This window comes from Nocardioides guangzhouensis (assembly GCF_004519545.1).
Lineage (GTDB): Bacteria > Actinomycetota > Actinomycetes > Propionibacteriales > Nocardioidaceae > Nocardioides > Nocardioides guangzhouensis.
The window spans coordinates 18,677-42,487 of the sequence record NZ_SDKM01000015.1; the positions used below are offsets into that span (position 1 = coordinate 18,677).

Consider the following 23,811-nt stretch of genomic DNA (forward strand, 5'->3'; position numbering starts at 1 on the left):
GACGAATTCACATGGATCTGCGTCCATCACTCATGGAACGTCTCGCCGTTTGGCGGTGGAATCTCGGCATGACCCTCACCCAGACGCTCACCCTCACCGCAGCCGCCGGCGCCGGCGTCGTCGGCGGTGTCCTCTATGGCTTCTCCGCCTTCGTGATGCGCGGGCTCGACGCGAGCTCGCCGGCCACCGCGATCGCCGCGATGCAGCAGATCAACCGGTTCGCGCCCCGCGGGCCCCTGCTGGTCCCGCTGGTCGGCACCGCGCTGCTCTGCCTGCTGCTCGCGCTCCGCGCCGTCGTCGACCTCCGCGACGGCGACCGCACCGCCTGGTGGATGTTGGCGGGCGCCGCGCTGTACCTGGTCGCGTTCCTGGTCACCGCGGCGTACCACGTTCCCCGCAACGACGCCCTGATGGCCGTCGACCCGACGAGCGCGGGTGCCTCCGGTGCCTGGCGGGAGTACGCCGCCGGGTGGACCCGGATGAACCACGTCCGCACCGCCGCCGCCCTCGGGGCCGCCGCCGCGTTCGTCGGCTCGGCCGTGCGCTGAAGCCCGGGCGGTGCCCCGCCGCACAGGTGCACGCGACCGGTCGGACAGGATGGCCCCATGCGCGTGCTCGTGGCCCCGGACAAGTTCGCCGGCACCCTCACCGCGGTGCAGGCCGCCGAGGCGATCGCGACCGGCTGGCGGCGTCGGGTGCCGGACGCCGAGCTCGACCTCGCCCCGATGTCCGACGGCGGCCCTGGCTTCGTCGACGTGCTGCACGCCGGGCTCGGCGGCGACCTGCTCGGGGTCACCGTCCGCGGCCCGCTCGGCGACCCGGTGCCGGCGTCGGTGCTCCGCGTGGGAGAGGCGGCGTACGTCGAGACCGCGCAGGCCTGCGGCCGTCACCTGCTGGGCGACGGCGACGTCGAGGCTGCGTCGACGTACGGAGCGGGAGAGCTGCTGCTGGCCGCGGTCGACGCCGGCGCCACCCACATCGTGGTCGGGCTCGGGGGGAGTGGCACCAACGACGGCGGTACGGGCCTGCTCGCCGCGCTCGGAGCGACCGGCGACGCCGCCCTCGACGCCGGCCCGGCGGCCCTGTCCGGGCTGACCACGCTCGACCTCGGGCGAGCCCGCGACCGGGTCGCGGGCGTCCGGATCACCGCGGCCTCCGACGTCGACAACCCGCTGACCGGGCTGTTCGGCGCCACCAGGACCTACGGCCCGCAGAAGGGGCTGGCCGAGGACCGACTGGTGGCCGTCGACGCCGCCCTGGAGCACCTCGCCGGGCTCGCCGACCGGCGGCTGTCCCTGGAGAAGGGAGCGGGTGCCGCCGGCGGCCTCGGCTACGCACTCCTGCTGCTCGGCGCCGATCGGGTGCCCGGCATCGGCCTGGTCGCCGATGCCGTCGGGCTGCCCGGACGCGCCGCTCGGGCGGACGTCGTGGTCACCGGTGAGGGTGCCTTCGACTTCTCCAGCCGCTCCGGCAAGGTGCCGTACGGCGTCGCCGAGATCGCCGCGGCCGCCCTCCGGCCGTGCGTGGCCCTGGCTGGGCAGGTCCTGGTCGGGTCCCGCGAGATGCGCGCCCTCGGCGTGGAGTCGGCGTACTCCCTGGTCGAGCTGGTGGGGGAGGAGCGTGCGTGGGGCGACCCGGCCGGCGCCCTCGCCGACCTCGCCGAGCGGGTCGCCCGCACCTGGGGCCGCTGACGCACCGGGTGCGGCGTCGGCGCGGGGGAATAACCTCCGATGTGCGACCATTGGAACCGGTACACACCCGTTCGACGAGCACCGTGGGAGTCACAACATGACCGAGCAGGCCTTCGAGACCCGCACCGACCAGATCAACCTCAGCCCGGTCGCTGCCGCCAAGGTGAAGAGCCTCCTCGACCAGGAGGGCCGCGACGACCTGTCGCTGCGCATCTCGGTGCAGCCCGGTGGCTGCAGCGGCCTGCGCTACCAGCTCTTCTTCGACGAGCGCAGCCTCGACGGGGACGTGGTCACCGACTTCGACGGCGTGGCCGTCGTCGTCGACCGGATGAGCGTGCCCTACCTCAACGGCGCGGTCATCGACTTCGTCGACACCATCGAGAAGCAGGGCTTCACCATCGACAACCCCAACGCGACCGGCTCCTGCGCCTGCGGCGACTCGTTCCACTGAGCCGCCCGCGCACGCTGCATGGAGAAGGCCCCCGCCGTCCGGCGGGGGCCTTCTCCATGTCCCGAGATCAGTCGCCCGAGATCAATCCAGGTGAAGGTGGAGGCTGCCGGCCATCGTGGCCGCCTCCACGGACACCTCGATCGCCGGCCCCTCGGTGCGGGGAGCCGGACGCCCACGGGCAGCGTCGAGCGGGTGCACCAGCGCGAGGTTCGCGCCGACCGCCCGGCAGTCGCCGAACATCTCCCGCGGCGACGACGGGTCGTCGTACGCGAGGCGGGGGGAGACGGGTGCGCTCATGTGAGCGACGCTAGTCGTTACCGCGTGGTATCCCCAGAGCCGTCGGACCCGGGTGACGACGGGTAGGGTTCGGCAACATGTCGCTGCTCATCGCGGGCTCCATCGCCACAGATCACCTGATGTCCTTCCCGGGCAAGTTCTCCGACTCCCTGGTCGTCGACCAGCTGGACAAGCTGTCGGTGTCGTTCCTGGTCGAGGAGCTCGAAGTACGCCGCGGCGGGTGCGCCGCGAACATCTGCTTCGGCCTCGGCAACCTCGGCCTCCGCCCGATCCTGGTCGGGGCCGTGGGGGAGGACTTCGCCGAGTACCGCTCGTGGCTGGAGCGGCACAACGTCGACTGCGAGCACGTGCACGTCTCCGAGACCCGGCACACCGCGCGCTTCGTGTGCACCAACGACTCGTCGATGGCCCAGATCGCGTCGTTCTACGCCGGCGCCATGAGCGAGGCCCGCGACATCGAGCTGAAGCCGATCGTCGACGCCGTGGGGGAGCCGTCGTACGTCCTCGTCGGGCCCGACGACCCCGAAGGGATGCTGCGGCACACCGACGAGTGCCGTCAGCGCGGCTACCGCTTCGTCGCCGACCCGTCGCAGCAGCTCGCGTTCGGGGACGGCGACCTGATCCGGCAGCTCATCGACGGCGCCGAGATCCTGTTCTCCAACGAGTACGAAGCCGCGCTGATCACCCAGAAGACCGGCTGGTCCCGCGAGGAGGTGCTCTCCCGGGTCGGCACCTGGGTGGTCACCCTCGGGCCGGACGGCGTGCGCATCGACCGTGAGGGCGAGGAGTCCATCACGGTCCCGGCCGTGCCGGAGATCCGCAAGGTCGAGCCCACCGGCGTCGGCGACGCCTTCCGGGCCGGCTTCCTGGCCGCGCTCTCGTGGGACCTCGAGCCCGAGCGCGCCGCCCAGCTCGGCTGCCTTCTCGCGGTCTACGTGGTCGAGCAGGTGGGCACCCAGGAGTACACCCTCGGCCGCGCGGCCTTCGTGCGCCGCATGCGCGAGACGTACGGCGACGACGCGGTGGCGGACATCGAGCCGCACCTGCGGATGCCGCGCCCCTGAGACGCGGCGCCAGGCCGGACTCGGGCCCGGTCCGCCCGCCGGACACGACGACGGCCCCCTGACCGTTCGCTGGTCAGGGGGCCGTCGTGATGCGTCGGTCGGACGGTGATGGCTCAGCCGTCCGGATGCCTCCGGTCAGGGAATCGCCGGAGCCTTGGGGATGGCCTTGGCCGGGATGGCGGGTCCCTTGGGGATGGCCTTCGCGGGGATGGCGGGTCCCTTGGGGATGGCCTTCGCGGGGATGGCGGGTCCCTTGGGGATGGCCTTCGCGGGGATGGCGGGTCCCTTGGGGATNGTCCCTTGGGGATCGCCTTGGCCGGGATGGCGGGTCCCTTGGGGATCGCCTTGGCCGCCTCTGCAGAGGTGCCGGATCCGATGGCCAGGGCGAAGGCGACACCCGCGATCAGCGACTTGGCGTAGATGCGCATCGGGGGGGTGCTCCTCATTTCTCGGGGGGTGGAGAAAGCGTTTGCGAAATGATGAAAGCACCTGCGGACAGTCCCATGTGCACAATTCGGCAAATTGGCATCTAGCGGTCGTCAAATAGCGGGCCGATGTCCCAGACGGACAAGAAAGCGCTGCACACCACGTCCGGTCATTTCCGAACCGAGGAATTCGTGCCCGCGCATCCGGCACCAGGCCGGGATGTCGGTCGCCGCGGCCGGGTCCGTGGCCAGCACCGCGAGCACCGTCCCGTCCGCCAGGCCTCCGGAGACCCGGGCCAGCTCGATGACCGGCTGTGGGCAGCGCAGGTCGCGGCAGTCCACCTCCACGGTCTCCTCGGGCTCCCCGCGTCCCGGCTGGTCGCTCACGGCAGCGGTCCCAGCTCGGCCCGGATCCCGGCCACCACGCCCGGCAGCGCGTCGAGGAACGCCTCCACCTGGGCGACCGTGGTGGTGCGGTCCAGCGAGACGCGCACGTTCCCGTGGGTGAGCACGCCCATCGCCTCGAGCACGTGGCTGGGGGAGAGGGTCGACGCGGTGCACGCCGAGCCCGACGCGACGCCGTACCCGAGCCGGTCGAGGCCGGTCACCAGCGCCTCGCCGTCGACGTACAGGCAGGAGAAGGTGACCAGGTGGGGGAGCCGGTCGTCCGGATCACCCACCACCTCCACGTCGGCGACCTCGCCGGCCACCCGCTCGCGGATCCGGGCCACCAGCGCGTGCTGCGCCGGCGCCACCGTCGCACGCTCCTCGCTGACCGCCTGCAGCGCCGCCGCGGCGGCGAGCGCCGCCGGCACGTTCTCGAAGCCGGTCGCACGCTCGTCGGTCCGGTCGTCGACCGGGAACGGCGGCCGCCAGCGCACGCCCTTGCGGACGAGGAGCAGGCCGACGCCGGCCGGGCCGCCCCACTTGTGGGCCGAGCCGGCCGCGGTCGCCCACCCGGACGGCAGGGGGAGGTGGCCGAGGGACGCACAGGCGTCCACGAACAGGGGTAGGTCGCCCAGCCGGGCAGCGATGTCGGCGACCGGCTGCACGGTGCCGACCTCGTGGTTGGCCGACTGCACCGCGACGGCGGCGACCGGCTCCCCGACCGAGGCGACCGCGGCCTCCACCGCCTCCGGCGACACCCGCCCCAGCCGGTCGGCGGCGGCGCCGGCGACCGGGGCGCCGGTCCAGTCCGCGGCGTGCCGCACCGCTGCGTGCTCGACGTCGGAGACGACCAGCGCGGGACCCGCGCGTGAGCGACCGGCGGCGAGGCCGAGCAGGCCGAGGTGGACGGCGTGCGTGCCGCTGGGGGTGAACGTCACCTCGTCGGGCCGGACCTCCAGGCACGCGGCCACGACCTCGCGCGCGTTGTCCAGCAGCATCCGGGCGGTCCGGCCGGGTCCGTGCAGGCGTCGCGGATCGGCGTACCCGGCGTCCATGGCGGCCAGCAGCGCCTCCCGCGCGGCCGGGTGCAACGGGGTGGAGGAAGCTGCGTCGAGGTCGGTCGGACCGGCCCCGTCGGCGCGTGTCTCCGGGACCGTCCCGACCCCTTTGTCCGGGTCTTCCCCGGGGCGCTCCGAGGTGTATCTCACACGCCGAACCTACCGACCCACCTGTCGCCCACTACGGGGAAGGGTTCCGATAGTGTGCGGACTATCCGTGACGACTGAGAGAGAGGCTCGTTCGTGGGTCTGCAACTCCCCCCGCGCGTCCGTCGCGCGTCGTGGGCGACGATGGTCGCTGTCGGCCTTCTGACGCTCGGGGCCTGTTCCTCCGAGACCGAGGCCCAGTTCCACCGGTGGGCGATGCCGGCGAACTCGCCCGGCACCGAGCAGGCCGTCTTCATCGCCGACCTGTGGCAGTGGGCCTGGGTGGCCGCACTGATCACGGGTGCCGTGGTCTGGGGCCTCATCTTCTGGGTGATCTTCGCCTACCACCGTCGCAGCGATGACGAGATCCCCGTGCAGACGCGCTACAACCTGCCGCTCGAGATCTTCTACACGATCGCGCCGATCATGATGATCGTCGTGCTCTTCCACGCCACGGTCACCACCCAGAACAAGGTGCTCGACCAGGTCGACAACCCCGACCGCACCATCGAGGTCGTGGGCCAGCAGTGGTCCTGGACGTTCAACTACTCCAGCGACCGGGACGTGACCGGCGGCCAGGTCGCCTACACCGCCGGCACCGCCTCGCACATCCCGACCCTGGTCCTCCCCGTCAACGAGACGATCGAGTTCAAGCTCTCGTCGCCCGACGTCATCCACTCCTTCTGGATCCCGGGCTTCCTCATGAAGATGGACGTGATCCCGGGCCAGCACGGCGAGGACCGCAACAGCTTCCAGGTGACCCCCACCAAGGAGGGCACCTTCAAGGGCAAGTGCGCCGAGCTGTGCGGTGTCTACCACTCACGGATGCTGTTCGACGTCCAGGTGGTCAGCGCGAGCGCGTACGAGTCCTACCTGAAGGAGCTCGAGGCCAAGGGCTACGTGGCCGACGAGCCGCTGCTCGGCGGCTCCGACGCCTACACCCAGGCCGGCCTCGAGGAAGCCGAGAACGAGACCCACGGAGGCACCGAGTGACTGCCACAGCCCCGCACACCGGCCAGGCCGTGGCCGGACGCAAGCCGCTGGGCCAGCAGGTGGTGCGGATCCTCACCACCACCGACCACAAGCTGATCGGCAAGCTCTACCTCGGGACGTCGTTCGCCTGGTTCATGATCGGCGGCCTCATGGCCATGCTGATCCGCTCCGAGCTCGCGTTCCCCGGCCAGCAGGTCGTGTCCGACGAGCTCTACAACCAGCTGTTCACCATGCACGGCACGATCATGCTGCTGCTGTTCGCGACGCCGCTGTTCTTCGGCTTCGGCAACGTGATCATGCCGCTGCAGATCGGGTCGCCCGACGTCGCGTTCCCGCGCCTCAACATGTTCAGCTACTGGCTGTTCCTCTGGGGCGGCCTGATCGCCGCCTCCGGCTTCCTCACCCCCGAGGGCGCCGCCGACTTCGGCTGGTTCGCCTACACCCCGCTGTCCAACTCGGTCCGCTCGCCCGGCATCGGCGGCGACCTGTGGATCATGGGCCTCTGGATGGCCGGTCTGGGCACGATCCTGGGTGCGGTCAACTTCATCACCACGATCATCTGCATGCGTGCGCCCGGCATGACCATGTTCCGGATGCCGATCTTCGTGTGGAACACCCTGATCACCAGCCTGCTGGTGCTGATCGCGTTCCCGATCCTCGCCGGCGCGCTGCTCTCGCTCGAGGCCGATCGCATGCTCGGGGCCCATGTCTTCGACGCCGAGCACGGAGGAGCGATCCTCTGGCAACACCTGTTCTGGTTCTTCGGCCACCCCGAGGTCTACATCATCGCGCTGCCGTTCTTCGGCATCGTGACCGAGATCCTCCCGGTGTTCAGCCGCAAGCCGATCTTCGGGTACGTCGGCCTGGTCGGCGCGACGCTCGGCATCGCGATCCTGTCGGTCGCGGTGTGGGCGCACCACATGTTCGTCACGGGTGCGGTCAACCTGCCGTTCTTCTCCGGCATGACCTTCCTCATCGCCGTACCAACAGGGGTGAAGTTCTTCAACTGGATCGGCACGATGTGGGGCGGATCCCTATCCTTCGACACCCCCATGCTCTGGTCGCTGGGCTTCCTCACGACCTTCCTGTTCGGTGGCCTGACCGGCATCATCCTGGCCAGCCCGCCGCTGGACTTCCACGTGTCCGACTCCTACTTCGTGGTGGCGCACTTCCACTACGTCGTGTTCGGCACCGTCGTGTTCGCCATGTTCGCGGGCTTCTACTTCTGGTGGCCCAAGATGACCGGCCGGATGCTCGACGAGCGCCTCGGCAAGCTGCACTTCTGGCTGCTGTTCGTCGGCTTCCACACCACGTTCCTGGTCCAGCACTGGCTGGGCGTCGAGGGCATGCCGCGGCGCTACGCCGACTACCTGCCCGGCGACGGCTTCACCACGCTCAACCAGGTCTCGACCGTGGGTGCCTTCCTGCTCGGCGCGTCGACGCTGCCGTTCCTCTACAACGTCTACATCTCGCGGAAGGCGCCCCTGGTCGAGGTCGACGACCCGTGGGGCTGGGGCCGCTCGCTCGAGTGGGCCACCAGCTGCCCGCCGCCGCGGCACAACTTCCACTCGATCCCGCGGATCCGGTCGGAGTCCCCGGCGTTCGACCTGCACCACCCGGAGATCGCCGCGCTCGAGCTCGCGCACAACGACGCCGAGCGTGAGGGCCGCGTCGCCGACGCCCCGACCGTCGAGGGTCGCGAGGAGATGTTGCGCGACGGCGGCACCACGATGACCGAGACCAGGCCCGACACCGGCACGGACAGCGACGAGAGGGACACCGACCGATGAAGGCCGAGACCTGGATCTTCGTCACCACGACGATCTTCTTCGTGCTGGTCACCCCGGCGTACTGGCTGATCACCGGTGACTGGACGGGCACCTCCGCGCTCACCATGGCGGCGCTGCTGGTGGCGATGGTGTCCCTCTACCTCGGGTTCCACGCGGCCCGGATGGACCCGCGCCCCGAGGACCGCAAGGACGGCGAGATCGCCGACGGCGCGGGCGAGCTGGGTTTCTTCCCGCCGTACTCCTGGTGGCCGATGTGGTGCGGCCTGGCCCTCGGCGTCTGCGTGCTGGGCGTCGTCATGGGCTGGTGGCTGTTCATCATCGGCTGCTTCCTCGGCGTGCTGGCCCTGCAGGGCTGGATCTTCGAGTACTACCGGGGCGAGCACGCGCACTGAAGCGCGCACGCTCCAGACCTGCGTCGGACCTGCCTCTGACCTGCACGGACGCCGTACGCGCGGCGCCGGTGGCCCGCGACGCGTGAGGACCACCACGTGTCGGCGATGTGGCCGTGGGCGTCGCAGCAGGTACCGTGGAGGGGAACGCCTGCTCTGACGTCCTTCTGGGAGATCGCCCTCATGTCACCACACCGCACGGGACTCCTGCGCGCCGTGACCGCGACCACCGCCCTGCTCGTGCTCGGGGCGGGACTGGCCGCGTGCTCCTCCGACGACCCGTCCGAGCAGGCCCGGGGAGGCACCGGCCAGGCGACCGCCTCGCAGGCCGCGCAGGAGGACCCGGTCGAGATCACCTCGAACGTCGACGGCAAGCAGGCCGTGCCGGTCGACACGCACCTCCGGCTCACCGCGCACAACGGCACCCTGCAGAAGGTCCGCGTGCTGTCCCGCAAGGGCGTCGAGCTGCCGGGCGGCATCACCCCCGACGACACCGGCTGGGAGGCCGACGGGCGCCTCGAGCCGGGCACGACGTACGTCGTCAAGGGCGTCACGAAGTCGCCCTCCGGCACCACCGGCCGCACCAGGACGTCGTTCCAGACCGAGGACCTGCCGCTGGACCGGCAGACCTACGCCTCGGTGGCTCCGCTGGACGGCGAGACCGTCGGCGTGGGCATGCCGGTGATCGTGACCTTCGACGTGCCGGTGACCGACAAGACGTCGATCGAGAAGCACATGACGGTCACCAGCTCCTCGAAGCAGCCGGGTGCCTGGCACTGGCTGAGCGACACCGAGGTGCACTGGCGGCCCAAGCAGTACTGGAAGGCCGGCACCGACGTCACCGTCGACGTGGACGTCAACAGCGTGCCCGCGGGCAACGGCGTCTACGGCCAGGAGTCGCGCACCGTGAAGTTCCACGTCGGTGACGCGGTCGTCAGCAAGGTCAACGCGCAGACCCACCAGATGCAGACCTTCATCAACGGCAAGCTCGCGAAGACCACGCCGATCACCACCGGCAAGGCGGGCTTCACCACCCGCAGCGGCGTCAAGGTGATCATCGAGAAGTTCCGCAGCAAGCGGATGCGCTCGGAGACCGTCGGCATCAGCGACCGCAACAGCGAGGACTACTACGACCTCGACGACGTCGAGTACGCCATGCGGGTCACCTACAGCGGCGAGTTCCTGCACGCCGCCCCCTGGTCGGTCGCCTCGCAGGGTCACGACAACGTCTCGCACGGCTGCACCGGCATGAGCACCGCGGACGCCCGCTGGATCTACAACATCTCCAAGCGCGGCGACGTCGTCGAGTACACCGGCACCGACCGCCCGATGACCCTCACCAACGGGTACGGCGACTGGAACGAGTCGTTCGCGACCTGGAAGCAGGGCTCCGCCCTCTCCTGACCGGGGACGTCTGCAGGATTCCCCGGTTGACCGGGGAATCCTGCACATGACAGGCAGAACTTCGGCCGACAAGCGCAGGAGCTGCCTGTCCAGTCCGCCGGAATCCCCGGGTACCCGGGGAATCCTGCACCTACCGGGGCAATCCGCACCCCGGATCTGCGGGTTTGCCCCGGGGAGTGGGGTGTACCCCGGCGCTTCGCACGGCGTGGTCGCTCAGGGGTCTCGAGACGACCAGAACGTGCGACAGGCGCGACCCGGGGCTGGCGCGCGCCCCCGCGCGCACGGATGGGCGGTCAGCGGGGCAGCTGGTCCTCGATGTACGCCGGGCGGGCGACGTAGCGACCGAGGGCGATCTGGGGGACGCACAGCGCCATCAGCAGGAGCAGGGACGCGGTCCAGCCGTCGGTGGCCTCGTGCAGGACGCCGACGGCGAACGGGCCGGCGGCGGCGAGCAGGTAGCCCAGTGACTGGGTGAACCCGGAGAGCGCCGCAGTGCCGGCGGGGGTGCGGGAGCGCAGCCCGATCAGAACGAGGATCAGCGGGAACGTGCAGGCGCCGATCCCGACCAGGATGGCGGCGGGGACGGCGAGCGCCTGCGGGGCGACGAGGAGGGCGGCGTACCCGATCGGGTAGCAGACCATGACCACGGTCAGCAGCAGCCGCTGGTCGTCGCGGCGGGCGGCCGCAGCGGGCAGCCACAGCGAGAGCGGGATGCTCACGCCGGCGACCAGCCCGACCAGCAGGCCGGCGGTGGTGGGGGAGAAGCCGTTGTCGCGCCACAGGGTCGCGAACCAGCCGAACACGGCGTACGCCTGCAGCGACTGCAGGCCGAAGAAGACCGCCATCGCGATGCCGAGGCGGGTCCGCCCCACGTCGCGCAGGCGTACGGCGCCTCCGGTGCGGGGCGTGTGCTGGTCGTGGGCCACCAGGCGCAGCCAGGGGAGTGCGGCCACCAGCGCAAGCGCGGCCCAGGTGCCCAGGCCCCAACGCCAGCCGTCGGAGCCGCCGGCGGCCTCGGAGATCGGCACCGTGAGCGTGAGGGCCGAGGTCAGTCCGATCGCCAGCGCGGTCGTGTAGAGGGCGGTCACCTGCCCGACCCGGTCGGGGAAGTGCAGCTTGACCAGCGAGGGGAGCAGCACGTTCGCGGTCGCCATGCCGGCCAGGGCCAGCATCGACAGCGCCAGGAACGGCAGCGAGGAGTCCACCAACGCGCGGCCCCCGAGGCCGACAACGACGCACAGCAGCGCGCCCAGGGTGACCCGGTGGACGCCGACGACCGTCGCCAGCCAGGGCGCCAGCGCCCCGAAGAGGGCGAACGCGAGGACCGGGAGCGAGGTCAGCAGGCCCGCGGTGGCCGGGGCCATGTGCAGCCCGTCCCGGACCTCGTCGAGCACCGGCCCGACGCTGACCGCGGCCGGGCGCAGGTTGAACGACAGCAAAATGAGCCCGGCCAGGACGCCCCATCGGGCGCCCCGGCCGAGCTTCGACTGGTGCGGAGCGGGGCTGCTCAGTGGTTGCGCAGCTCTTCGCCGTCGACCGGGTGACGGCCGTCGAACTGGTGGCCGTCCGCGGAGTGGCCCTCCATGGCGTGCTCCAGCTCGTGGACCTCGTCGGCGTGGTGGTGCGCGTCCTCGATCTCGGCCGCGGTCGGCTTCTGCACGTTGTTCTCGAACATGCCCCGGGACAGGCGGGCACGGATCCGGGCGATCCGGGAGCCGTCCCGCGAGACACCGTTGGCGTCGGCGTCCGCGCCGGCGTCGTACACCTGGTCACGCTGGCGGGCGGTGAGGGTGTACGCCGAGGCCTCGCTGACCGGCAGGTGCCGCTCGGTGTAGCCGCCCTCGGGGGAGCGCATGATGATGCCGGTCTCGTAGCCGTGCAGGAGGCGCGCCTCGTCGGACCGCTGGAGCGAGATGCACCAGCGACGGGTCAGGATGAAGACCAGCACCGGGACCACGAACACGGCCACCCGCATGAAGTAGGTGATGTGGTTGAGGTTCAGGTGGAAGATCACCGCGAGGATGTCGTTGCCACCAGCCGCCCAGAGCAGGCCGTAGATGCTCATCATGGCCGCCAGGAACGCGGTGCGCGTCGGGGCATTGCGCGGACGCTGGAGCAGGTGATGCTCCCGCTTGTCCCCGGTCACCCAAGCCTCCAGGAACGGCCAGGACAGGACGATCATGAGCAGCACGATCGGCATCAGCTGGCCCGGGATGAAGACGTTCCACGACAGGGTGTGGCCCCACAGGTGCGTCTCGATGCCCGGCATGATGCGCAGCAGGCCCTCGGCGATGCCCATGTACCAGTCGGGCTGGGAGCCTGCGGTGACCTTGGACGGGTCGTAGGGGCCGTACTTCCACACCGGGTTGATCGACAGCAGGCCACCCATGAGGGCGGTGACGCCGAACACGATGAAGAAGAAGCCACCGGCCTTGGCGGCGTACACGGGGAGCATCGGGTAGCCCACGACGTTCTTCTCGGTGCGACCGGGGCCGGGCCACTGGGTGTGCTTGTGGAAGACGAGCAGCAGCATGTGCGCACCGATCAGCGCCAGCAGCAGGCCGGGGATCAGCAGCACGTGGACGATGTAGAGCCGCGGGATGATGTCGTCGCCCGGGAACTCGCCGCCGAACATGAAGAACGACATGTACGTGCCGAGCACCGGGGTTGCCTTCACCAGGCCGTCCGCGATGCGGAGGCCGGTGCCGGAGAGCAGGTCGTCGGGGAGGGAGTAGCCGGCGAAGCCCTCGAGGATGCCGAGCAGGATGAGCAGGCCGCCGATCACCCAGTTGAGCTCGCGGGGCTTGCGGAACGCGCCGGTCAGGAAGACGCGCATCATGTGCACGAGCATCGCGGCGATGAACAGCATGGCTGACCAGTGGTGCATCTGGCGCATGAGGAGGCCGCCGCGCACGTCGAACGAGATGTCCAGGGTCGAGGCGTAGGCCTCGGACATCGGTACGCCGCGCAGCTGGTCGTAGGAGCCCATGTACTCGACCTCGGCCATGGACGGCTTGAACCACAGGCTCAGGAAGACGCCGGTGAGCAGCAGGACCACGAAGCTCCACAGCGCGATCTCGCCGAGCATGAACGACCAGTGGTCGGGGAAGACCTTGCGCAGGTTCTTCTTCGCCAGCGTGGCCAGGCCCAGGCGTTCGTCGGCCCAGTTGGCGACCTTGCCGGCGGGGTTCCCCTTCTTGGCCGCGGCAGGCTCGCCGGCGTTGGTGTCGGCGACGGACGACGTCAGGTTCTCGGAACTCATTCGGAGTCACGCTCCCAGTAGCTCGGGCCCACGGGTTCGTTGAAGTCGCTCTGGGCCACGAGGTATCCCTCATCATCCACCGTGATCGGCAGCTGGGGAAGCGGTCGGGCGGCCGGCCCGAAGACCACACGCCCGCCGTCGGCGAGGTCGAAGGTGGACTGGTGGCACGGGCAGAGCAGGTGGTGGGTCTGCTGCTCCCACAGGGAGATCGGGCAGCCCACGTGGGTGCAGATCTTGGAGTAGACGAGGATGCCGGCGACCGACCAGTTCTCGGGACTGCGCCTCGAGAACGTGATCTCGTCGGGCTGCATCCGCACCGCGATCACGGCGGACTTGGTCTTCTCGATCTGGAGCGCGGCGCCCTCGAGGTAGGTGACGCCCTCGCGGTGCTCGGGCACGTGCACCAGGCCCTCGGGCTCGCCGTTGACCAGCTGGCCGATCTCGAGGTCGTCGGCCTTGATCGGGAGCCCGGTCACGTCGTTGACGACCCTGGTGCCCGACCTCCAGAAGGTGGTCTCGAGCGTGCGCTTGCGGACCGACTTGGTCGCCACGGGACCGAGGTCGGCCAGGGCCACGACCGCGGGGATGCCGAGCAGCGCCACCGAGCCGAGCAGGGTGTTGCGGACCAGCGGGCGTCGACCGATGCCGGACTCCTCGAGGCCCTGGGACAGCGCCGCCAGGGTGGCCTCACGGTCCTCCTGGGAGGAGGTGGCGGGGTGGCGGTACTCGACGATCTCGACGTCGGCCATCAGCTTGCGGGCCCACTGGATCACGCCGATGCCGATCAGCAGCAGGGCGAAGCCCAGGGACAGGCCCAGCGCCACGTTCGACGCGCCGAGCCCGCCGATGGTGTCGGGGTCGTCCTTGATGTCGAGCGCGAAGTAGGCGACGACGAACAGGATGGTGCAGATCATCGACAGGCCGAAGAAGGTCGCGACCTGGCGCTCGGCGCGCTTCTCGGCCTTCTTGTCGACGTCGGTTGGCCGCGGCGTGTGCGGCTCGATCCCGGGGTTCGGGAGGGGCTCCTCGGCCGCCATGGCGGCCCTCTCGTCCGCCGGGACCTCCGGCAGGTTGTCGTCGTGGCTCACGCTTCGGTCCCCTCGGTGGGAGCAGTCTTCTTCTTCGAACGGACGGTGTGGGAGGCGATCCAGAAGGCGAAGCCCACCAGGCTGCCGATCCCGACCAGCCACGCGAACATGCCTTCGCTGACCGGGCCCAGCCCGCCCATGCCGAAGCCGCCGTACTCGGGGGTGTCCTCGGTGGACTTGAGGTAGGCGATGATCGCGGCCTTGTCCTCGGGGTGGAGGACGTCGTTGGAGAAGACCGGCATCTGCTGCGGTCCGGTCAGCATCGCCTCGAAGATGTGCCGCTTCTCGACGCCCTTGAGGCTGGGCGCGAACTTGCCGTTGGGCATGGCTCCGCCGGAGCCGTCGAAGTTGTGGCAGGCCGTGCAGTTCGTGAGGAACAGCTGGCCACCCTTGGTGATCGCCTCGCGCTGCTCCTCCTCCGAGAGACCCTCGAGGGAGTACTCGGACTCGTCCGGGATCGCCGGGCCCGGGCCGAGCGAAGCGACGTACGCCGCCAGCGCCTGGATCTCCTCGTCCGTGTAGACCTTCTTCTTCGCCAGCGCCTGCTGGCCGGGCTGCTGCATCGGCATGCGGCCGGTGCCGACCTGGAAGTCGACCGCGGCGGCGCCGACGCCCACCAGCGAGGGGCCGTACTGGCCCTTGGAGCTCTTGACGCCCTCGCCGTTCTGGCCGTGGCAGAAGGCGCAGCCGACCAGGAAGAGCTCACGGCCCTGCTGGATCAGCTCCTCGTCGCTCTTGCCCGCCTTGGTGGCACTCGCCGGCGAGAACGCGGCGTAGACGGTGCCCGTCAGGATCAGGCCGAGCAGCAGGACCAGCAGGCCGGCGAGCGGTCCGCGACGGTGGCGCGAGAGCCGTCCGGCGGAGCGGTTCAGGAGACGCACGAATTCAGTCCTCGATCTCGTTCTTATCGGATCAGATAGATGGTCGCGAAGAGCCCGATCCACACCACGTCGACGAAGTGCCAGTAGTAGGACACGACGATGGCGCTGACCGCCTGCTCGTGGGTGAAGCGACGGGCCATGAACGTGCGGCCGAGCACGAACAGGAAGGCGATCAGGCCGCCGGTCACGTGGAGGCCGTGGAAGCCGGTGGTGAGGTAGAAGACGGTGCCGTAGGCGTTGGCGGGGATGGTCAGGCCCTCGTGGACCAGCTCGACGTACTCGATCGCCTGGCCGGCGATGAAGACCGAGCCCATCACGTAGGTGAGCACGAACCACTCGCGCAGGCCCCAGCCGGGCACGTTGAAGACCGAGCCGGTGCGGCCGACCTGGCCGCGCTCGGCGGCGAACACGCCGAGCTGGCAGGTGACCGAGGACAGCACCAGGATCGTGGTGTTGACCGATGCGAACTTGATGTTGAGGAGCTGTGTCTCGGCCGCCCACAGGTCCTGGCTCTGGGCCCGGATGGTGAAGTAGCAGGCGAACAGCGCCGCGAAGAACATCAGCTCGCTCGCGAGCCAGATGATCGTGCCCACGCTGACCATGCTGGGACGGTCGTGATGCCCGTGAAGACGGGAAGCCGGAATCGCTGTTGCTGTCGCCACGGGCCCCATCATGTCAGTTGGTTCGCCCGAGGGCACCCCGACCCCCGGCTGAGTCGCGTCATAAAGTTCACACCGTGGACTTCCCCCGCGTGCTGGCCGCTTCGGACGCCGTCCAGGACCTCCCGCGCTTCACCTGGGGGCGGGTGTGGACCGACTGGTCGCTGGACCCGTTCCTGTTCGTGGTGACCGTCTGGGTGGCCGGCCTGTACGTCGTCGGCGTGCTCGTGCTGCGCAACCGCGGCGTGCACTGGCCGGTGGGTCGCACCCTGGCGTTCCTGGTGGCCGGGATGGGTGGTTTTCTCTTCGCCACCGCCTCCGGCCTCTCGACGTACGACACGACGCTGATCAGCGTGCACATGGTCCAGCACATGATCCTGTCGATGTGGGTGCCGGTGTTCCTGGCGCTCGGCGCCCCGGTCACGCTGGCACTGCGCACGCTGCCCCGGAAACCGCGCGGCGTGCTCCTGGCGGTGCTGCACTCGCGGGTGGCGAAGGTGCTCAGCTTCCCGCCGCTGACGTTCGCGCTCTACGTCATCTCGCCGTGGGCGCTCTACTTCTCCGGGTGGTACGACGCGTCGCTGGACTCGGCGTACGTCCACGAGATGATGCATGTCCACCTGGTGCTGGTCGGCTGCCTCTTCTTCTGGCCGATCGTGGGCATCGACCCGGTGCCGGGGCGGGTGTCCTACCCGTTCCGGATGGCCCTGGTGTTCCTGAGCCTGCCGTTCCACGCGTTCCTCGGGGTCACGATCATGAGCCAGGACTCGCTGATCGGTGGCGACCACTACCGGGCGCTGCGCGAGGGACCGATGGGGGCGTGGCTGCCGGACGCGGCCGCCGACCAGAACCTCGCCGGCGGCATCCTGTGGGCCACCGGCGACCTGGTCGGGCTGCTCTTCTTCGGGGTGCTGTTCGCCCAGTGGGTGCGCGCGTCGATGCGGGAGGCGGCGCGCGAGGACCGGCGCCTGGACCTGCTCGAGCAGCGCTCGAACGGTGGTTGAGGAGGTCGTCCTGCGACCGTCTCGAAACCACCGCGGCCGCGGCCGATAGGATCGCCGCGTGACCGACACCACGCCGCTCCGCGTCCTCGTCTACAGCGACGACGTGAACACCCGCCAGCAGGTGATCCTCGCCCTGGGCCGCCGGCCGCACCCGGACCTGCCCGAGCTGCAGTACGTCGAGGTGGCCACCGAGCCGGTCGTCCTCCAGCAGATGGACGCCGGCGGCATCGCGCTGGCGATCCTCGACGGCGAGGCCGTTCCCGCCGGCGGGATGGGGATCGCCAAGCAGCTCAAGGACGAGATCTACGAGTGCCCGCCGGTGCTGGTGCTGACCGGCCGCCCCCAGGACGCCTGGCTGGCCACCTGGTCGCGTGCCGAGGCCGCCGTACCCCACCCGCTCGACCCGGTGCAGCTCGCCGAGGCCGTGATCGGGCTGCTCCGCTCGCGCGTCCCGGCCTGAGATGTCGCACACCTGGCCCGACGTCCTCTCCACGCTGGTCGCCGGCGCCGACCTGACGGGGGAGCAGGCCGCCTGGGCGATGGGCCAGATCCTCGGCGGCGACGCCACCCCGTCGCAGGTGGCGGGCTTCGCGGTCGCGCTGCGGGCCAAGGGCGAGACGGTCACCGAGCTGGCCGGGCTGATCGAGGCGATGTACGCGCAGGCCGCACCCCTCTCCGTCCCCGGCCGCACCCTCGACGTGGTCGGCACCGGCGGTGACCGCTCCATGTCGGTCAACATCTCGAGCATGGCCGCCATCGTGGCCGCGGGCGCCGGTGCCACCGTGGTCAAGCACGGCAACCGGTCGGCGTCCTCCGCCGCCGGGTCCGCGGACGTGCTCGAGGCGCTCGGCGTACGCCTCGACCTCGAGCCGGCGCAGGTCGCCGAGGTGGCCGGCAAGGCCGGGATCACCTTCTGCTTCGCGCCGCGCTTCCACCCGGCGCTGCGGCACGCGGCGGTGACCCGTCGCGAGCTCGGCATCGGCACGACGTTCAACCTGCTGGGCCCGCTGGCCAACCCGGCGAAGCCCGCCGCCCAGGCGATCGGCTGCGCCGACGCCCGGATGGCTCCGGTGCTGGCCGGTGTCTTCGCCGCCCGCGGCGTCGACGCCCTGGTGTTCCGTGGCGACGACGGTCTCGACGAGCTGACCACGACCACCACCTCGACCGTGTGGTCGGTCCACGACGGCGCCACCGAGCAGACCACGCTCGACCCCGGCGCCCTCGGGATCGCCCCGGCCACCGCCGACGACCTGCGCGGCGGCGACGTCCAGCACAACGCGGACGTCGTACGCCGGCTGCTCGACGGCGAGCCGGGCCCGGTCCGCGACGCGGTCGTCCTCAACGCCGGCGCCGCGCTCGCCGTCCACGCCGGGGGAGTGCGCGACGTCGAGGCGGCCGTCGCCGACGGCATCACGCGGGCCTCCGCCGCGATCGAGTCCGGCGCCGCCAAGGACGCGCTCACCCGCTGGGTGGCCGCCTGCGCGGCGGTCTGACCCTCCGGGCTCAGCGCGACGCGCCGACCGCCTCCTCGTGGGCGGCGGGCGCGAGTGTCTCCGGCCCCGACCGCCAGCGCTCCCACGCCGAGCACAGCGCCAGCACGGCGACCGCGCACCCGGCCCCGACCAGCACGTCGACCACGTAGTGCTCCCCGAGGTAGACCAGGGCGAACGACATCAGCACCGGGTAGGCGAGCGCGGCCCAGCGCCAGGCCGAGCGGAGCCGCTGGATCGCGTAGATCGCGACCAGGAACGCCACCCCCGCGTGCAGCGACGGCATCGCCGCCACCGCGTTGCCGGCCCAGCTGTGGGGGTCCTCCACCCCCGACGGCCGGGGGCCGATCCAGCCCCGCGCCGTCAGCCGCTGCACGTCGTGGGGCAGGGCGCCGTCGAGCGAGGCCATCCACGGGGGCGCCATCGGGTAGGTGACGTACCCGACGAGCGCCACGAAGCAGAGGCCGAAGTAGCGCCGCATCCACCCCAGCCACGCGGTGCGGTTGCGGACCCACAGCACGACGGCGAGGGTCATGCCGACGAAGAAGTGGGAGAACCAGACGGCCCAGAGCAGGTGGTCGTACCACTGTGGCGGGCCGGTGGGGTTGCACGGGTCGCCGCACATCCAGTCCTGGAGGCGTGAGCTCGGGATGTCCCCGCCCCCGAGCAGCCTGTCGGCGACCACCGGCTCGTGCACGTGGATCGTCGTCCCGAGGTTGTCGGCCAGCTGGCGGCTGTAGGTGTAGAGAACGAGCAGTGCGAGCGGGACCGACCAGTCGCGGAGGAACTCGAGGTGCCGCCGCGGGTGTTCGGCGATGTTCCAGCACACCGACGCCAGCCACAGCCACAGCAGCACCTTGAGGTAGCCGTTCTGCGGCCCGTCGACGACCGAGACCGCGGCGAAGACCAGGGCCAGGACGCAGAAGGCGACCACGCGCGGTGCCCATGCCCCCGACCAGGTGCCGCTGGACCAGCGCGTCCGTGCGGTCACCTCGCCGGTCGCCATGCGGCGATTCTAGGGAATGCGACCGACAGGTCAGAGCTCCAGCACGTACGCGTCGCCGGTCCGGCTGAATCCGACCCGGTCGTAGTACGCGCCGACCATCCGAGGGGAGGTCTCGACCCGACGGAAGCCCCGGTCGCGCAGCAGGTGGCTGCGGCGCCACACGAACTCGCCGGGGGAGAAGTCCCGGAATCGCGGAGTCACGTAGTCAAGCCGGACCCGGGCGGTCTCGCCGTCGGGCTCGATGACCACCACGCCGACGGTCTCGTCGCCCTTCTGCACGACGTACGCCGCGTCCCCGGGGCGGGCGCCGAGCCCGGCCGCGTCGAAGTCCGGCTGGAACGTCGCGATGTCGGCCGCGTTGCGGCGCAGGACGTAGTTCAGGTAGGCGTCGTCCGGGCGCACCTCGAGCACTTCGAAGGCGGCCTCGTCGTGGCGGTCGCGGAGCAGCTTCACCAGGAACCACACGTTGATGGCGCTGAGCACCGCGTTCATCGCGACCATCGGCCAGATGCCGAGGATCGCGTTGAACACGATGAGGATCAGGCAGGCCAGCAGGTTCAGCGCACGGAAGCGCAGCACCCGCGCCTGCATGAGGGAGAAGACGAGCAGGGCGCTGCCGCCCCAGCCCAGAGCGTCGAGCCAGGTCACGCGCGGAGACTACCGGCTCCTCGCGCGACCTGGCCGAGCGTGGGCTACTTGACCCGCACCTTCCACGTCTTCGCGACGACCAGGTTGCCCTTCGCGTCCTTGATCGCACCCGAGACCTTCATCGTGTAGGTCTTCCCGCGCTTGAGGTAGCTCGACGGGTTCAGCGTGGCCCTCTGCTTCGACGAGCTGTAGGTCACCCTGGCCCGCACCTTGGTCCTGCCGAGGTAGAGCCGCACCGTCGTGCCGCTGACGCCCCGCACCGGCTCGCTGAACGTGGCGGTCAGGTTCTGCCCCCGCGTCATCGAGGTCCGCGGCGAGTACGCCGACACGAAGGGACGCGTGCCGTCGACGGTGAACTGACGCCACGAGCTCACGCCGAGGACGTTCTTGTTGGAGTCCTTGGCGGTCACGCGCCAGCTGTAGGTGGAGTCGCGCAGCGCAAGGTTCGGCGCGTACGCGGTAGCCGCCGTGGTCACGGTGGTGGTCGACGTGCCCCGGCGGTACTCGAGCGTGTACGACGACGCGCCCGGGACATCGGTCCAGCTGAACAGCGGTCCGTTCGAGGGCTGGAACGAGTCGTCGGCCGGCGCCAGCAGGGACGGGCTCGCGCCTTGTGACAGGAACGACCGCGGGGACGACCACTGGGCGAGGTTCCCACTGGGGTCGACGCGACGCACGCGCCACCAGTACGCCTTGGCAGACGGCGGGATCGGCAGGTTCCACGAGTACGCGGTCTGCTTCACGCCGGTCACCAGGAACAGGCGGTTGACACTCGAGAAGTTCTTGTCGTCGTTCTTGGCGACCTCGATCTGGTAGCTGCCGGCGAACGCCTGGGGCTCCCACTCGAAGGCACGGCTTCCCGCGCCGACCGAGCCGTTGACGGGCGACCGGAGGGTCACCGCCGGGCTGGCCTTCACGAACGTGCGGACGTCGGACCACGAGAGGCCGTTGCCCTCCGCGTCGATCGCCTGCACCCGCCAGTAGAGCTGGCCTTCGGGGTACATCTTCGTGAAGGCCGTGTACGTCGTCTGGTCCACGAGGATGTCGTCGAGGTTCTGACTCGCGGTCATGCTGAACGTCGGCGTCTTGCTGACCTGGATGCGGTACTGCATCGCCGCCTGCGGGCTCTTCTCCCCGGTGGCCGACCAGGTGGTGGACTGGTTGGTGTCGAAGTAGTCGTCCCAGCTGAAGGTGATCTCCGCGGAGCTCACCTCGGGAACGCTGGTCGGCGCCGGCTGGGTCGGCACGCCGGGGGACTTCGAGGCCACACCGGGCGAACGCTTCCGGAACTTGTTCGTCGCCTTGCCCACCTGGGAGACCGGGCTGGCCGCGCAGGTCTGGATCGATCGGCACGGACGGACGAACCAGTAGTACGCGTCACCCGCCTGGCTCTCGGGAAGGGCTGCGCGGAGGGAGCTGAGCGTGGGCGCCCAGCGGGTGTTCGTCGTCGCCGGTACCGCGCTGAGGGGCTCGACGAGGTTCGTGAAGTTCGCGTCCTCGGAGACGTAGAGCATGTAGAGCGACGCACCCGGGACCGGGCTCCAGTCGAACACCGGCGTCGTCGGTGCGTCCGAGCAGATGTCCGGCGTCTGCCCGATCCGGGCGCTACAGGTCGTGCCGGAGTCCAAGGTCAGACCGTCGATCGCCAAGCGTGTGTTCTGGGCGCTGGCGATCGGTGAGATGGTCATCGTCGCAAGGGGTGACACACCGATGATCTCGTTGGCGGCGCTGTAGGCCTGGACCCGCCAGTCGTAGGAGCCGGGCGCGAGGAACCACGACCAGGTGTCCGTGACGTGCGGGAAGTACAGCTTCTTCTCGAGCGCATCGCCGCCCACCGGGCTGAACCGGGTGCCGGTGCCAGCGGGTCCGGCGAAGAGCATGTAGTACTCGGCGCCCGGCATCGGCTCCCAGGACAGGTCAGGCGGCAGGGCGTAGGCGCCGTCGACCGCTCGCCCGGAGAGCGGTGTGAGGGCGGGCTGGCCCGACGCGGGAGGCGTGCCGCCGAGGTTGAAGGTGTTCTCGAACGACAGGGTCATGGGGTTCTTCCGGGCGTCCAGACCCGTCAGGAACCAGTGGAACGGGCCCTTCGCCGGGTCCATCTTGGCGTTCACCGGGGTGTAGCTGGTGGCACTGGTCGTCGCCTTGTTGACGACTACCGTGCCGAACCGGTCGAGGATCCGGACCTCATAGCTCACCGCTCCCTGGATCTGGTCCCAACTGAGGGTCGGGTAAGCCACTGTGGCGCCGTTGATCGGGCTGAACGTGAGGCCGGCGGCCGAGTTGTAGCGGAACGACTGCGTCTCGGAGAACAGGCCGAGGATCCAGGCCGGAGTGCCGGACTGCGGCCGATCGACCGGACGGACCCGCCAGTACGTGATACCGCCGGGCATCGGCAGGCAGTCCTCGTCCTGCCGGAACGAGAAGAAGGCACTCCCGCTCTCGGGCACGACACCGGCGTACGGCGTGTACGTGGTGCCGGCGACCATGCAGGTCTCGTAGGTGTCCGGCGAGAAGTTCGCGTCCGAACCGACCTGGAGCTCGTACTGGCTGGCGTGCTGGACCGGCGACCACTGGAAGTAGGGATCACCCGTGATGGTCTCGAGCCCCGGGTCGGCCGGGTACAGCGCCTGCGGCGTGTCCGGCCACACCCGACTGAAGTTCGCCCGAACCTGTGACCAGTCGGTCGGGTTGCCGCTGAGGTCGATCGCGCGCACCTGCCAGAAGTACTGGTTGTTCTTGTAGGTCACCGGCGGGGAGTAGCGGGTGCCGTAGATCTTGGTGCGGGTCTCGACGATGTTGGTGAAGTCGTCGTTGGTCGCCACCCGCAGCTCGTAGTACTGAGCCCCGGGGACCGGATTCCAGTCGAGGACGACGTCCTCGATCTCGTTGTCGGGGCTGTCGTCGGGGCTGACGATGCCGACCTGGTCCAGGGGCATGACCGTGAACGTCGCCTCGTCCGACCAGGAGGACTCGACGCCGGTTCCCTTTTTCGCCTTCACCCGCCAGTGGTACGTGGTCCCGGTGCTCAGTGCCGCCTCGAGGGGGTCCTTGACCACGACGGAGGTGGTCTGGGTCTTGTACTCGAAGGAGCCGATCCAGTCGCCCTCCTTGTCGACCTGGACGGTGTACTCGGTCGCCCCCTGGATGCCGTCCCAGGTGAGGAGCGGCGGGTCCTGCGGCTGCTCCAGGGTGTCGCCGGCCACGGGGGAGATCGGCGTCGGAGCGGCGAAGCCGCTGATGGTGAAGCTGGTGCTCGACCAGGAGGAGGCGGCCCCCGACGACGAGAACGCACGGACCCGGAGGTACTGGTCTCCGGTGCCGAGCAGCGTTGTCGGGACGGCACGGGTGTTCACGGTCGTCACCGAGTAGCCCGGCGACGCGAAGCTGTCGTCGTTGTCGACCTGGACCTCGAACTTCACCGCCCCACTGGGACGGCTCCACGACAGGGTCGGTGTGTTGGACGACACCTCGCCGCCGGGCGACAGGTTGGAGGGTGCCGCCTGGGCGGCACCCGCGGGCACGGTCACGGCGACGGTGGCGAGTACCAGCCCGATCAGGGCCGAGCCACCTCCGAGACGACGGGACAGGTTGCTGAACACCGGCGTTCCCCCTTGTTGGACAGCGAGCAACGGAGCCACGCTAGGGACGAATTGGCGACCATGCCTGTCCAACCGGAC

At 70.2% G+C, this 23,811-nt stretch carries 22 protein-coding genes; 11 read left to right on the forward strand and 11 right to left on the reverse strand.

Annotation, left to right across the window (positions count from 1 at the left end; all coding sequences use genetic code 11):
* The first annotated feature begins 68 nt into the window (after positions 1-68).
* From EKO23_RS11560 to erpA, 3 genes are all read left to right on the forward strand, one after another.
* Positions 69-548 (forward strand): anthrone oxygenase family protein, encoded by a 480-nt coding sequence (locus EKO23_RS11560; RefSeq protein WP_134717384.1) that lies wholly within the window; start codon positions 69-71, stop codon positions 546-548.
* Between the two features lie 57 nt (positions 549-605).
* Positions 606-1,691, forward strand: a complete 1,086-nt coding sequence (locus EKO23_RS11565) for a glycerate kinase family protein (RefSeq protein WP_134717386.1) — start codon at positions 606-608, stop codon at positions 1,689-1,691.
* Positions 1,692-1,788: 97 nt separating this feature from the next.
* A complete protein-coding gene (gene erpA / locus EKO23_RS11570; protein ID WP_134717388.1) occupies positions 1,789-2,142 on the forward strand; it encodes an iron-sulfur cluster insertion protein ErpA in 354 nt (117 codons plus the stop codon).
* An 81-nt stretch (positions 2,143-2,223) separates the two neighbouring features.
* Here the strand turns inward: erpA and EKO23_RS11575 are convergent, their stop codons facing one another.
* Complete coding sequence (locus tag EKO23_RS11575) at positions 2,224-2,439, reverse strand: hypothetical protein (RefSeq protein WP_134717389.1); 216 nt, start codon at positions 2,437-2,439, stop codon at positions 2,224-2,226.
* 77 nt (positions 2,440-2,516) lie between these two features.
* On the opposite strand from EKO23_RS11575, the gene EKO23_RS11580 reads away from it, so the two are divergent.
* On the forward strand, positions 2,517-3,503 hold the full coding sequence (locus EKO23_RS11580; protein WP_134717391.1) for a carbohydrate kinase family protein: 987 nt from the start codon (positions 2,517-2,519) through the stop codon (positions 3,501-3,503).
* Between the two features lie 539 nt (positions 3,504-4,042).
* Here the strand turns inward: EKO23_RS11580 and EKO23_RS11585 are convergent.
* Both EKO23_RS11585 and EKO23_RS11590 read right to left on the reverse strand, forming a co-directional pair.
* Positions 4,043-4,315 (reverse strand): sulfurtransferase TusA family protein, encoded by a 273-nt coding sequence (locus EKO23_RS11585; protein ID WP_134717393.1) that lies wholly within the window; start codon positions 4,313-4,315, stop codon positions 4,043-4,045.
* Positions 4,312-5,523 (reverse strand): cysteine desulfurase family protein, encoded by a 1,212-nt coding sequence (locus EKO23_RS11590; RefSeq protein WP_134717395.1) that lies wholly within the window; start codon positions 5,521-5,523, stop codon positions 4,312-4,314. Before EKO23_RS11590 ends, EKO23_RS11585 begins: the two co-directional genes overlap by 4 nt.
* Before the next feature lie 93 nt (positions 5,524-5,616).
* Between EKO23_RS11590 and ctaC the strand changes: the two genes are divergently transcribed.
* The 4 genes from ctaC to EKO23_RS11610 all read left to right on the forward strand — a co-directional run bounded on the left by ctaC (position 5,617) and on the right by EKO23_RS11610 (position 10,096).
* Positions 5,617-6,513, forward strand: coding sequence for an aa3-type cytochrome oxidase subunit II (ctaC, locus tag EKO23_RS11595; protein ID WP_246051038.1), 897 nt, complete (start codon positions 5,617-5,619; stop codon positions 6,511-6,513).
* The gene (ctaD, locus tag EKO23_RS11600; protein WP_134717397.1) at positions 6,510-8,303 is read left to right on the forward strand and encodes an aa3-type cytochrome oxidase subunit I; all 1,794 of its coding nucleotides are present in this window, start codon (positions 6,510-6,512) and stop codon (positions 8,301-8,303) included. The genes ctaC and ctaD overlap by 4 nt, the downstream gene beginning before the upstream one ends.
* Positions 8,300-8,695: a cytochrome c oxidase subunit 4 gene (locus tag EKO23_RS11605; RefSeq protein ID WP_134717399.1), complete on the forward strand. Its 396-nt coding sequence runs from the start codon at positions 8,300-8,302 to the stop codon at positions 8,693-8,695. The genes ctaD and EKO23_RS11605 overlap by 4 nt, the downstream gene beginning before the upstream one ends.
* A gap of 213 nt (positions 8,696-8,908) precedes the next feature.
* Positions 8,909-10,096, forward strand: a complete 1,188-nt coding sequence (locus EKO23_RS11610; protein WP_246051039.1) for a L,D-transpeptidase — start codon at positions 8,909-8,911, stop codon at positions 10,094-10,096.
* A 293-nt stretch (positions 10,097-10,389) separates the two neighbouring features.
* On the opposite strand, the gene EKO23_RS11615 is transcribed toward EKO23_RS11610, so the two are convergent.
* The 5 genes from EKO23_RS11615 to ctaE all read right to left on the reverse strand — a co-directional run bounded on the left by EKO23_RS11615 (position 10,390) and on the right by ctaE (position 16,001).
* Positions 10,390-11,535, reverse strand: a complete 1,146-nt coding sequence (locus EKO23_RS11615) for an MFS transporter (protein ID WP_246051040.1) — start codon at positions 11,533-11,535, stop codon at positions 10,390-10,392.
* A 68-nt stretch (positions 11,536-11,603) separates the two neighbouring features.
* Positions 11,604-13,358, reverse strand: a complete 1,755-nt coding sequence (qcrB, locus tag EKO23_RS11620; protein WP_134717403.1) for a cytochrome bc1 complex cytochrome b subunit — start codon at positions 13,356-13,358, stop codon at positions 11,604-11,606.
* Positions 13,355-14,446, reverse strand: a complete 1,092-nt coding sequence (gene qcrA, locus EKO23_RS11625; RefSeq protein WP_425464394.1) for a cytochrome bc1 complex Rieske iron-sulfur subunit — start codon at positions 14,444-14,446, stop codon at positions 13,355-13,357. Before qcrA ends, qcrB begins: the two co-directional genes overlap by 4 nt.
* On the reverse strand, positions 14,443-15,327 hold the full coding sequence (gene qcrC / locus EKO23_RS11630) for a cytochrome bc1 complex diheme cytochrome c subunit (RefSeq protein WP_134717405.1): 885 nt from the start codon (positions 15,325-15,327) through the stop codon (positions 14,443-14,445). The genes qcrA and qcrC overlap by 4 nt, the downstream gene beginning before the upstream one ends.
* A 23-nt stretch (positions 15,328-15,350) precedes the next feature.
* Entirely contained in the window at positions 15,351-16,001 is a 651-nt protein-coding gene (gene ctaE / locus EKO23_RS11635) for an aa3-type cytochrome oxidase subunit III (RefSeq protein ID WP_484213838.1), read from the reverse strand.
* A gap of 62 nt (positions 16,002-16,063) precedes the next feature.
* On the opposite strand from ctaE, the gene EKO23_RS11640 reads away from it, so the two are divergent.
* Genes EKO23_RS11640 through trpD form a run of 3 tightly spaced genes read left to right on the forward strand, consistent with a single transcriptional unit; the run spans position 16,064 to position 18,483 of the window.
* A complete protein-coding gene (locus EKO23_RS11640) occupies positions 16,064-16,990 on the forward strand; it encodes a cytochrome c oxidase assembly protein (RefSeq protein ID WP_134717407.1) in 927 nt (308 codons plus the stop codon).
* Positions 16,991-17,048: 58 nt separating this feature from the next.
* Entirely contained in the window at positions 17,049-17,450 is a 402-nt protein-coding gene (locus EKO23_RS11645) for an Rv3143 family two-component system response regulator (protein ID WP_134717409.1), read from the forward strand.
* 1 nt (position 17,451) lies between these two features.
* Positions 17,452-18,483: an anthranilate phosphoribosyltransferase gene (gene trpD, locus EKO23_RS11650; RefSeq protein ID WP_134717411.1), complete on the forward strand. Its 1,032-nt coding sequence runs from the start codon at positions 17,452-17,454 to the stop codon at positions 18,481-18,483.
* Positions 18,484-18,493: 10 nt separating this feature from the next.
* On the opposite strand, the gene EKO23_RS11655 is transcribed toward trpD, so the two are convergent.
* The 3 genes from EKO23_RS11655 to EKO23_RS11665 are packed head-to-tail and all read right to left on the reverse strand — an operon-like array spanning position 18,494 to position 23,733.
* Positions 18,494-19,486, reverse strand: coding sequence for a phosphatase PAP2 family protein (locus tag EKO23_RS11655; protein ID WP_134717413.1), 993 nt, complete (start codon positions 19,484-19,486; stop codon positions 18,494-18,496).
* Between the two features lie 30 nt (positions 19,487-19,516).
* Positions 19,517-20,134, reverse strand: coding sequence for a hypothetical protein (locus EKO23_RS11660; protein WP_134717415.1), 618 nt, complete (start codon positions 20,132-20,134; stop codon positions 19,517-19,519).
* Between the two features lie 44 nt (positions 20,135-20,178).
* Positions 20,179-23,733, reverse strand: coding sequence for an Ig-like domain-containing domain (locus EKO23_RS11665; protein ID WP_134717417.1), 3,555 nt, complete (start codon positions 23,731-23,733; stop codon positions 20,179-20,181).
* Between the last annotated feature and the right edge of the window lie 78 nt (positions 23,734-23,811).

Excerpts from the sequence above, each read along its gene's own strand:
- erpA (WP_134717388.1), top strand. The coding sequence starts at position 1,789 with ATGACCGAGCAGGCCTTCGAGACCCGCACCGACCAGATCAACCTCAGC.
- EKO23_RS11575 (WP_134717389.1), bottom strand. The coding sequence starts at position 2,439 with ATGAGCGCACCCGTCTCCCCCCGCCTCGCGTACGACGACCCGTCGTCG.
- trpD (WP_134717411.1), top strand. The coding sequence starts at position 17,452 with ATGTCGCACACCTGGCCCGACGTCCTCTCCACGCTGGTCGCCGGCGCC.
- ctaE (WP_484213838.1), bottom strand. The coding sequence starts at position 16,001 with ATGATGGGGCCCGTGGCGACAGCAACAGCGATTCCGGCTTCCCGTCTT.
- EKO23_RS11605 (WP_134717399.1), top strand. The coding sequence starts at position 8,300 with ATGAAGGCCGAGACCTGGATCTTCGTCACCACGACGATCTTCTTCGTG.
- EKO23_RS11580 (WP_134717391.1), top strand. The coding sequence starts at position 2,517 with ATGTCGCTGCTCATCGCGGGCTCCATCGCCACAGATCACCTGATGTCC.
- EKO23_RS11560 (WP_134717384.1), top strand. The coding sequence starts at position 69 with ATGACCCTCACCCAGACGCTCACCCTCACCGCAGCCGCCGGCGCCGGC.
- qcrB (WP_134717403.1), bottom strand. The coding sequence starts at position 13,358 with ATGAGTTCCGAGAACCTGACGTCGTCCGTCGCCGACACCAACGCCGGC.
- EKO23_RS11655 (WP_134717413.1), bottom strand. The coding sequence starts at position 19,486 with ATGGCGACCGGCGAGGTGACCGCACGGACGCGCTGGTCCAGCGGCACC.
- EKO23_RS11565 (WP_134717386.1), top strand. The coding sequence starts at position 606 with ATGCGCGTGCTCGTGGCCCCGGACAAGTTCGCCGGCACCCTCACCGCG.